Annotated in this window: 3 protein-coding genes; all 3 read right to left on the bottom strand. The window is 68.4% G+C overall.

The window, feature by feature from the left end; all coding sequences use genetic code 11:
* Nucleotides 1-2,006: CARDB domain-containing protein (locus tag QZY44_RS18715; RefSeq protein ID WP_295449699.1), on the bottom strand; the 2,006-nt coding region annotated here is incomplete at its 3' end.
* A gap of 421 nt (nt 2,007-2,427) precedes the next feature.
* Nucleotides 2,428-7,410, bottom strand: a complete 4,983-nt coding sequence (locus QZY44_RS18720) for a CARDB domain-containing protein (RefSeq protein ID WP_295449702.1) — start codon at nt 7,408-7,410, stop codon at nt 2,428-2,430.
* A 169-nt stretch (nt 7,411-7,579) separates the two neighbouring features.
* A partial coding sequence (locus QZY44_RS18725) for an Ig-like domain repeat protein (protein ID WP_295449705.1) occupies nt 7,580-10,697 on the bottom strand: 3,118 nt, incomplete at its 5' end.

A 10,697-nucleotide genomic window follows, 5' to 3' on the forward strand; every position in this document is an offset into this window, starting at 1 on the left:
CGCTCGCCCAGGGCCCCGCAGGCCGGCGCGCCGGTCTGGTTGGACCAGACTTGCAGCGCCCCAGGCACCCCGGCCGCCGAGCCCCGGTTGGTCACCGTCACCGCGGCACTGAAGGTGCCGTTGGCGCTCGGGTTGAGCGGGGCCAACACGACCTTGTCGATCACAAAGTCGGGAATCAGCGTCCCAACGCTATAGCCGGTGGTGGTCTGATTGTTGCTGTCGTCGCTCTCGGGCGTCTGGCAGGTGCTGTCGACGTACGCCCGCAGGGTCTTGGCCCCGGCCGGCCCGGCCAGCAGGCCGGCGAGGGTGACGGTGGTACTGGCGCCCACCGCCAGGCTCGGCAGAACCGCGGACTGGTCGCCGACGCCCCCGCAGTCCGCCACCGCGGCTCGATCGGCCCACACCTGCAGGGTCCCCGGGTCCCCGGCCGCCAGGCCCTGGTTGGTGACGGTGACCGTGGCATCGACGGTGGCATTGGCGCCCGGGTTGGCAGGCGTCAGGGCGATGTTGGTCACCGCAAAGTCCGGCCGCAGGGTCGTGGCGCCAAACCCGACAACCGAAACAGGAATCAGGCTGGCGGTCGTCGTGCCGTCGCCCAACTGGCCGGATGAATTGGCCCCCCAGGCCCAGAGACTGCCGTCCGCCTTGCGGGCCAGGCTGTGTCCAAGACCGCCCGCCACGGCCGCCACCCCGGTCATCACCTGGATCGGATTCGGACGATTGCCGTTCTGCGTGCCATCGCCGACCTGGCCAAACCCGGCATCGCCCCAACCCCAGAGGCTACCGTCAGTCTTCAGCGCCAGGGCATGGAAACGGCCGGCCGCCATGGCCGCCACCCCGGTCATGACCTGCACCGGCCGCGGGCGATCGATCGTGGTGCCGTCGCCGAGCATGCCCAGCCAATTGGCGCCCCAGGCCCACAGACTGCCATCGCCCCTGAGCGCCAGTGAAAACTCCTGGCCGGCAGCCACCGCCACCACCCCGGTCAGGACCTGGACCGGCCGCGTGCGATTGCTCCCGGAGCCGTCGCCCACCTGGACACGATAATTGTCCCCCCAGGCCCACAGGGTGCCGTCGGTCTTCAGCGCCAGGCTGTGATAGGCCCCGGCCGCCACCGCCACCACGCCGCTCATGACCTGGACCGGACTCAGACGCCGGGTGAGCGTACCGTCGCCGAGTTGGCCACGGGCGTTATCGCCCCAGGCCCACAGGCTGCCGTCGCGCTGCACGGCCAGGCTGTGGTAATAACCGCCCGCCATGGTCGTCACCCCGCCCATGACCGCGACCGGCACCCACTGATCCGAATTGAAGCCTGACTGAGCAAAAGTCGTCGTGCCGTTGCCGAGCTGGCCTGTCCCGTTATTGCCCCAGGTCCACAGACTGCCGTCGGTCCGCAGCACCAGGGTGTGGAGTTGCCCAGCCGCCACCGCCGCGACCCCGGTCAGGACCTGACTTGTCGCCGGATGAACGACGCTGTGCCCGCCGTCGCCGATCTGGCCATTCCCACCCGTCCCCCAGCCCCACAGGCTGCCGTCCGTTTGGATGGCGAAGCTGGTTTCAAGCCTGGAGGCAATGCGCTGCTGCTCGGCGGTGGCCGCGGCGGCGACCGCCACCACCAAAGGCGAGGTCAGCAGCCCATCCAGCCCGGCGGCATTCACCCGCACGCTGAGGCTGGACGTGCCCGCCAGGCGCAGCACCGAGTCATAGGACCCGGCGGGCAAGGCCAGGAGCAAATTCTGCGCCGTTTGGTCCAGGGCAGCCTGCCAGAGTGCCTCTTGGGTCGCGTCCCGGGGCACCGCCGGGTTACCCGGCAGGACCAAATCCACTTGCGCCCGCAGCCACAGGTCGCGCGCGACCCACGCGCGCAGTGCCGCATCGGTCGCCGCGGGTGTCTGCGCCGGGGCGTCGCCCACCGCCAGGCTCAGGAGCAGTGCGAAACAGCACAGGATGGCACCGGCGTACCGGTTACGCGGTAGGAAACGACGCCCAACAGATCGAACCGACATGATTTCTCCCCGCGCTACGCGCCTTTGCGTGCTGTGCCCAATTGCTGCCAGTGGCCCGATTCGATCGATCGGCCATCCTGATTTGATTGGCGCGCGCTCCCGGCGCGACTTTCACGGTAACGGCCATGGCGCCCGCACCACCCCGCAAGATGAAAGTGGCGGGCGCCTTGGCCGTTCCCCTCCCTGACCCTCCCCCAATAGGTGAGGGAGAATTGCAGCGCGCTCCCGGCGCAACTCTTACGGTAAGCCTCTGCGGAGGCCATTTATAGCAAGGCTGAGCGCTCTTGCCAATCCTTTGCATTGCTCGCCTGCCCTATGCTGACTCTCCCACCAGTCGACGTCACCGCCGACGGCTGGGGCGTGTTCGCGGCGACGCACTGACCAGGATTGCGGTACCCACAGCCACTGCCGCGCCCGCCACTCACGGCCCCAGGATCGCCCGCCAACCGCCGCGGCTGGGCACCACCAGCGCCATCTCGACATAAGTCGCCACGACGGCCTTGGCTGAGGTGATATTGCTCAGGGTGCAGGTCGTGCCGCCTTGGCCAGCGCAGTCCCCGCGCCACCCGGCGAAGACATAACCGGGGTTGGCCATGGCGGTACAGGTGCTGGTACCGCCGGACGCGACCGCCGTGGGCAAGCAACTGACCGCGCCGCCTGCCCCGGGGCTCGCGGTGGCGGTGATGACATAGCTGCCGAGGGTGGCGGTGAACGTGGCCGTGCAGGTGGTGTTGGCAGTCAGCGCGAAGGTGCTGCCGCAACTGGCCGGGGTCCATCGTGTAAAGGTCGAGCCGGGCGCGGCGCTCGCGATGGGTGTCACCAGGCTGTTGTAGCCATAGGTCCCGCCACCGCCAACGCTGCCCGCACCGGTACCGTTCTGGTTCACCGTCAGGGTGTAGCTGTTGAGCGTAAAGGTCGCGGTGCAGGTGGTGTCGGCCGTCAGCGCGAAGGTGCTGCCGCAACCGCTCGGGCTCCAGTTGGTGAAGGTCGAACCGGTCGCCGCGGCGGCGGTAGGCGTCACCAGGGTGTTGGCGGGATAGGTCCCCCCACCGCCGACCGTCCCGGACCCCGTGCCGGCCGTCGCCACCGTGAGGGTGACGTGACTGACGGTCGCATAAGGCCGGGTGGACTGGTTGTTGCTTTCGTCGCTCTCCACGCTCTGGCAAGCGCTGTCGACGAAGGCCCGCAGGGTCTTGGCCCCGGCCGCCCCGGCCGGCAGGCCGGTGAACGTAACGGTCGCGCTGGCGCCCGCCGCCAGGCTCGGCAGGGCGGCCGACTGGTCGCCGACGCCGCCACAGTCCGCCGCCGCGGCCCGATCGGCCCACACCTGCAACACCCCCGGGGCCCCGGCCGCCAGACCCTGATTGGTCACCGTGACCGTAGCACCTAAAGTGCCGTTGGCATTCGGGTTGGCGGGCGTCAGGGCGATATTGGTCACCACGAAGTCCGGGCGCGGGGTCGTCGCACCAAACCCGGACACCTGAACCGGAATCAGGCGATCGATTCCAGTGCCGTCGCCCAACTCACCGTAAAAGTTGTGCCCCCAGGCCCAAAGACTGCCGTCGGCCTTGCGGGCCAGGCTGTGATTGGCACCGCCGGCCACCGCCACGACCCCGGTCAGCACCTGTACTGGACTCAATCGACCGCCCGAAATCGTACGATCGCCGATCTGGCCATAGCTGTTATAGCCCCAGGCCCAGAGGGTGCCGTCGGTCTTCATGGCCAGGCCGTGGCTAAAACCGGCCGCCATGGCCGCCACCCCGGTCATAACCTGCACCGGCAAGGGGCGATTCGTCGTAGTGCCGTCGCCAAGCTGGCCATCCCCATTTTTTCCCCAGGCCCACAGGGTGCCGTCGCCCTTGAGTGCCAGGGAGTGATTCTCACCGGCCGCCACCGCCACGACCCCGGTCAGGACCTGGACCGGAAGCAAGGCATCAGTCGCCGTGCCGTCACCCACCTGGGTATAAAAGTTGAATCCCCAGGCCCACAGGCTGCCATCGGTCTTGAGCGCCAGGCTGTGATAAGCCCCGGCCGCCACCGCCGTGACCCCAGTCATGACCTGGACCGGACTGAGGCGGCGCACGAGCGTCCCATCACCGAGCTGGCCACGCGCGTTATCGCCCCAGGCCCACAGGCTGCCGTCGGCCTGGACGGCCAGGCTGTGGTTAAAACCGCCCGCCATGGCCGTCACCCCACCCAGCGGCACCAACATGGGCACCAACTGAGATGAGTTGGTGCCGCCCTGACCCACCGTCGTGCCGTTGCCAAGCTGGCCAGACCCATTATCCCCCCAGGCCCAAAGGCTACCGTCGGTCCCCAGCGCCAAGTTGTGCCACAGTCCGGCCGCCACCGCCGCAACCCCGGTCAGGACCTGGATCGGTCCCGGGTGAATGGTGTTGCTCCAGCCGTCGCCGATCTCGCCATGGGTGCCTTGCCCCCAACCCCAGAGGCTGCCATCGGGCTGAATGGCGAAACTGGTGTCAGATTTGGTGGCAATGCGCTGCATCTCGGTCGTGCCGACCGCATAGCCGAGGGTCCGCTGGTTGTCGCCCTCATCGGTCTCCGCGGTCAGGCAGTCGCCGTCGACAAAGGCGCGCAGGGTCTTGACCCCGAGTCCAGCGGCCGCCAGGCCGCTCACCGTCACCGTGGTACTGGCGCCCGCCGCCAGGCTCGGCAGGGCGACGGTCTGGTCGGCCGCGGTGCCACAGGCCGGCACCCCGGGCTGGTTCGCCCAGACCCGCAGGGTCCCCGCCACCCCGGGAACCTGCCCCCAGTTGGTGACCGTGATGGTGGCCGCAACGGTCCCATTGACCGGCGGGGTGAGCGAACTCAGCACCACCGCACTCACCGCAAAATTGGGGGCCGGCGCCACCACCTGATAGACCGTGGCACGCTGGTTGTTATCCTCGTCCGTTTCCGCGGTCAGACAGGCGCTGTCGACGAAGGCGCGCAGGGTCTTGGCCCCGGCCGCCCCCGCCGGCAACCCGGTAAAGGTCACCGAGTGGCTTGCGCCGCCCGCCAGGCCCGGCAGGGTCGCCGCCTGGTTGCCCGCGTCACCGCAGGCCGGTGCCGCGGCCTGGTCGGCCCAGACCTGGAGGGTCGCCCCGGCCGCCGTGGCCGCCGTGCCCAGGTTGATCACCGTGACGACGGCATCGAAGGTCGTAGTGGCACTCGGGCTGCTCCCCGGACTGAGCACGAGCGCGATCACCGCGAGGTCGAGGTCCTGGGGCACCACGGTGTAGGGGATACCCGACCAATTGTTGGTCTCGTCGGACTCCGCGGTCAGACAGGCGCTGTCGACAAAGGCGCGCAGGGTCTTGGCACCGGCCGCCCCCGCCGCCAAGCCGGTGAGCGTGACCGTCTGGCTGGCGCCCGCGGCCAGGCTCGGCAGGGTCGCCGAGCGCTCGCCCAGTGCCCCGCAGGCCGGCGCGCCGGTCTGGTTGGACCAGACCTGCAGCGCCCCGGGGACCCCGGCCGCCGAGCCCCGGTTCGTCACCGTCACCGCGGCACTGAAGGTGCCATTGGCGCTCGGGTTGGGCGGGGTCAGCACGACGTTGCCGATCACAAAGTCGGGAATCAGCGTCCCGACGTTGTAACCGGTGGTGGTCTGGTTGTTGCTGTCGTCGCTCTCGGGCGTCTGGCAGGTACTGTCGACGAAGGCCCGCAGGGTCTTGGCACCCGCCGCCCCGGCCGGCAGGCCGGTGAGCGTGGCGGTGGTACTGGCGCCCGCCGCCAGGTTCGGTAGCACGGCCGACTGGTCGCCGACGCCGACGCAGTCCGCCACTGCGGCTTGGTTGGCCCATAACTGCAACGCCCCCGGCGCACCGGCCGCCAGCCCCTGGTTGGTCACCGTGACCGTGGCATCGAAGGTGGCGTTGGCGCCCGGGTTGGCGGGCGTCAGGGCGAGGTTGGTCACCGCGAAGTCCGGCCGCGAGGTCGTCGCACCAAACCCGGACACCTGAACAGGAATCAGGCGATCGATTCCAGTGCCGTCGCCCAGTTCACCGTAGAAGTTGTGCCCCCAGGCCCAGAGACTGCCGTCGGCCTTGCGGGCCAGGCTGTGATTGGCACCGCCCGCCACCGCGACGACCCCTGTCAGCACCTGCAACGGACTGAGTCGATCACCGGAAATCGTACCATCGCCGATCTGGCCATAGCCGTTATAGCCCCAGGCCCAGAGGGTGCCGTCGGTCTTCAGCGCCAGGCCGTGGCTAAAACCGGCCGCCATGGCCGCGACCCCGGTCATGACCTGCACCGGCAGCGGGCGATTCGTCGCGGTACCGTCGCCAAGCTGGCCATTGCCATTTTTTCCCCAGGCCCACAGGGTACCGTCGCCCTTCAACGCCATCGAAAAATTCTCACCGGCCGCCACCGCCACCACCCCGGTCAGGACCTGGACCGGCAGCACGCGATTGCTCCCCGTGCCGTCACCCACCTGGGTATAGAAATTGTCCCCCCAGGCCCAGAGGGTGCCGTCGGTCTTGAGTGCCAGGCTGTGATGAGACCCGGCCGCCACCGCCGCGACCCCGGTCATGATCTGGGCCGGGCTGAGGCGGCGGGTGACTGTACCGTCACCGATCTGGCCAAAATAATTGTCACCCCAGGCCCAGAGGCTACCGTCGGCCTGGACGGCCAGGCTGTGGTCAAAACCGCCCGCCATGGCCGTCACCCCACCCAGCGGCACCAACATGGGCACCAACTGATAGGCGTTCGTGCCGCTCTGACCGACTGTCGTGCCATTACCGAGCCGGCCAGTCCCATTATCCCCCCAGGCCCACAGGCTGCCGTCGGTTCCCAGCGCCAAGTTGTGCCAGAGTCCGGCCGCCACGGCCGCGACCCCGGTCAGGATCGGGACCGGACTCAGCCGATCTTTCTGAAAGCCGTCGCCGATCTCGGCATGGGTGCCCGTCCCACAGGCCCAGAGGCTACCGTCGGGTTGGATCGCGAAGCTGTCATCAGACTTGGTGGCAATGCGCTGCTGCTCGGCCGTGGCCGCCGCAGCGACCGCCGCCGCCAAGGGCGAGGTCAGCACCCCATCCAGCCCGGCGGCATTCACCCGCACGCTGAGACTGGACGCGCCAGCCAACCGCAGCACCGAGTCATAGGACCCGGCGGGCAAGGCCGACAGCACGTTCTGCGCCGTTTGGTCCAGGGCGGCCTGCCAGATGGCCTCTTGGGCCGCGTCCCGAGACACTGCCGGGTTACCCGGCAGGACCAAGTCCACTTGCACCCGCAGCCACAGATCGCGCGCGACCCACGCGCGCAATGCCGCGTCGGTCGCCGCGGGCGTCTGCGCCGGGGTGTCGCCCACCGCCAGGCTCAGGAGCAGTGCAAAACAACACAGGATGGCCCCGGCGTACCGATTGCGCGGTAGAAAACGACACCTAACAGATCGTACCGACATGATTTCCCCCCGCGCTACGCGCCTTTGCGTGCTGTGCCCAATCGCTGCCAGTGGCCCGATTCGATCGATCGGCCATCCTGATTTGACGTCACCGCCAGCGGCGGGGCCGTGTTCGCGCTGACGCCGTGGCCAGGGCGAGGGTGCCCACCGCCATCGCCGCGCGCTCAGTTCATCGCCCCAGGAGCGCCCGCCAACCACCGCGGCTGGGCACCACCAGCGCCATATCGACATAAGTCGCCACGACGGCCTTGGCTGAGGTGATGTTGCTCAGGGTGCAGGTCGTGCCGCCTTGGCCAGCGCAGTCCCCGCGCCAGCCGGCGAAGACATAACCCGGGTTGGTCGTGGCGGTACAGGTGCTGGTACCTCCGGACGCGACCGCCGTGGGCAAGCAACTGACAGCACCGCCTGCCAAGGGGTTGGCGGTGGCGGTGATGGCGTAGCTCCCGAAGGTGGTGGTGAACGTGGCAGTGCAGATGGTGTTGGCGGTCAGCGCGAAGGCGCTGCCGCAACTGGCGGGGCTCCAGCCGGTGAAGGTGGAACCGGGCGCCGCGCTGGCGGTGGGAGTAACCTGCGTGTTGTAGGGAAAGGTACCGCCGCCGCCGACCGTACCCGAACCGGCGCCAGCCTGGTTGACCGTCAGGGTGTAATTGGGGACCGCGACGCTATAGGCCAGGGTGCTTTGGTTGTTGGTCTGATCGGATTCCACGGGCAAACACCCACTATTGATGAAGGCGCGCAGGGTCTTGGCCCCGGCAGCCCCCGCCGGCAGGCCACCGACCGTCACCGTCGTGCTCGCCCCCGCCGCGAGGGTCGTCAGGATCGCCGCTTGATCCCCGACGCTAGCGCAGGCCTGTGCGCTGGACTGGTCCGCCCAGACCTGCAGGCTCCCCGGCACCCCGTCCGCCGCGCCCTGGTTGGTGACCGTGACAGCGGCGCTGAAGGTACCGTTGATGCTCGGGCTGCCGGGCGCAACGACCATGCCCGTTACCACGAAATCGGGCTGGGCAATCCCCCGGACCGCGCCCGGACTGGCACTATCGGTGGTCGTGCCGTTGCCGAGTTCGCCATACCGATTCCAACCCCAGGCCAGGAGGGTGCCGTCGGTCTTCAGCGCCAGGGTATGAGAAAAGGTGCCGCCACCCGCCACGGTGCTGCCCGCCATGGCCGCCACTGCACTCAAGACCTGGACCGGAAACAGCCGTTGCGTGGTCGTCCCATCACCGAGTTGGCCGTGATCGTTCGCCCCCCAGGCCCACAGGGTGCCGTCAGCCTTCAGCGCCAGCGAGTCGTAATCACCGGCCACCACGGCCGCGACCCCGGTCTGAACCTGAATCGGGCTTACGCGACCTATCGAGCTACCGGCGGTGCCATCGCCGAGTTGGCCATAGAAGTCATACCCCCAGGACCAAAGGCTGCCGTCGGTCTTGATGGCCAGCGTATGGTAGCCGCCAGCCGCAATGGCAGCGACCCCGGTCATGACCTGGACCGGAATCCAGCGATCCGTGGTCGTGCCGTCGCCGAGCTCCCCAAACCAATTGTGCCCCCAGGCCCATAGGCTGCCGTCCGTCTTCAGCGCCAGCGAGTATTCATGACCAACCGCAATGGCCGCGACCCCGGTCATGACCTGGAGCGGATTCACGCCAGCGGTGGTCGTCCCGTTGCCGAGTTGGCCATAGGGGTTAGCCCCCCAGGCCCACAGGCTGCCGTCGGTCTTGAGGGCAAGGGTATGGTTATAACCGGCCGCAACGGCCGCGACATTGCTCAGGACTTGGACCGGACTATATTGCGCATACAAGCCCTGCGTGTTCGGGCTGCCACCGAGGGTGTAATAGATATTATCCCCCCAGGCCCACAGGCTACCGTCGGTCTTGATGGCCAGGGTATGGGCATAACTGGCCGCCACCGCCTTGACCCCGGTGAGCACACGGACCGGATTGGGGCGATCGGTGGTCGTGCCATCACCAAGTTCGCCCCATCCGTTATATCCCCACGCCCACAGGTTGCCGGTGGCATCGATAAACAGGCTATGTTCGTCACCGGCGGCCAGCCGCTGCATGTCAGCGGCAATCCCCACCGATGGCGGGAGGTTGCCATTAAGTGTGAAGGTCACCGTACAGGTCGTGTCGGCCGTGAGTGCGAAGGCGTTGCCGCAACTGGCGGGGCTCCAGCCGGTGACGGTGGAACCGGGGGCCGCGCTGGCGGTGGGCGTGACCAGGGTGTTGGCGGCATAGCCGCCGCCGCCGCCGACAGTCCCCGTTCCGCTCCCAGTCTGGTTCACCGTCAGGGTGTAGTAATTGACGTTGTTGAGCGTAAAGGTGGCGACAACGTTCGCGGCCGCGGTGACGTTGGTCAGGTTGCAACCGGCGCCGGTGCAAGCGCCGCTAAAGGCGCTGAAGGTATAGCCGGCATTGGCCGCGGCGGTGCAGGTGCTGCCGCTGCCCTGCGGCACCGGGTTGGGGGCACAGGAGACCGTCCCACCGCCAGCCGGGTTGGCGGTGGCAGCGATGGGATAGGTCGGGAGGACGCCCTGGATGAGGACCGACGAGGTGGCACCGGCGTAGAGCGCGTCGCCGCTATACACTGCGGTGAAACTGTGGTCGCCGGCCGCCAGGGCCGCGGTGCTGTAAACGGCGCTCCCGCTGGACAAGATGACCGTCCCCAGGTTGGCAGCGCCATCCATAAAGGTGACGGTGCCGGTGGCCGTGGCGGGCGAGACGGTGGCGGTGAGATCGATACGCTCGCCGAGGCCGGCCGGGTTGCGACTGGAGGACAGCGTAGCGGTGGAGCCGGTCGTGGCCAACGGGGTGAGAAAGACATAGGCCGCGCCGGCCGAGGAGGCGCTGTTGTTGCTCTGGTTACCGTCCACCCCGGTGGCGTTGCTGGACTCCAGATCGGTCCCGATCACCACAGTGCCACCCGAGACCGCCAGGGACAGGCCAAACTGGTCGCCTATCCCGGTGTTGGATGCCTTGAGATAGGCCTGCTGGGTCCAGGTGGTCGCGCCGCGCACGAACACATAGGCCGCGCCGGCAGACGAGGCGCTGTTGTCGCCCTGGTTACCGTCCACCCCGGTGGCATTGCTGTCCTCATACGGGGCACCGACCACCACCGTATCGCCCGAGACCGCCACCCGCCAGCCAAATTGGTCACCCGCCTGGGTGTTGGAGGCCTTGAGATAGGCCTGCTGGGTCCAGTTGGTGCCGCTGCGCACGAACACATAGGCCGCACCGGCGCTCAAGGCGCTGTTGTTGGACTGGGTGCCGTTCACCCCGGTGGCGCTGCTGGAC

It is taken from the genome of uncultured Thiodictyon sp. (genome assembly GCA_903837595.1).
Lineage (GTDB): Bacteria > Pseudomonadota > Gammaproteobacteria > Chromatiales > Chromatiaceae > Thiodictyon.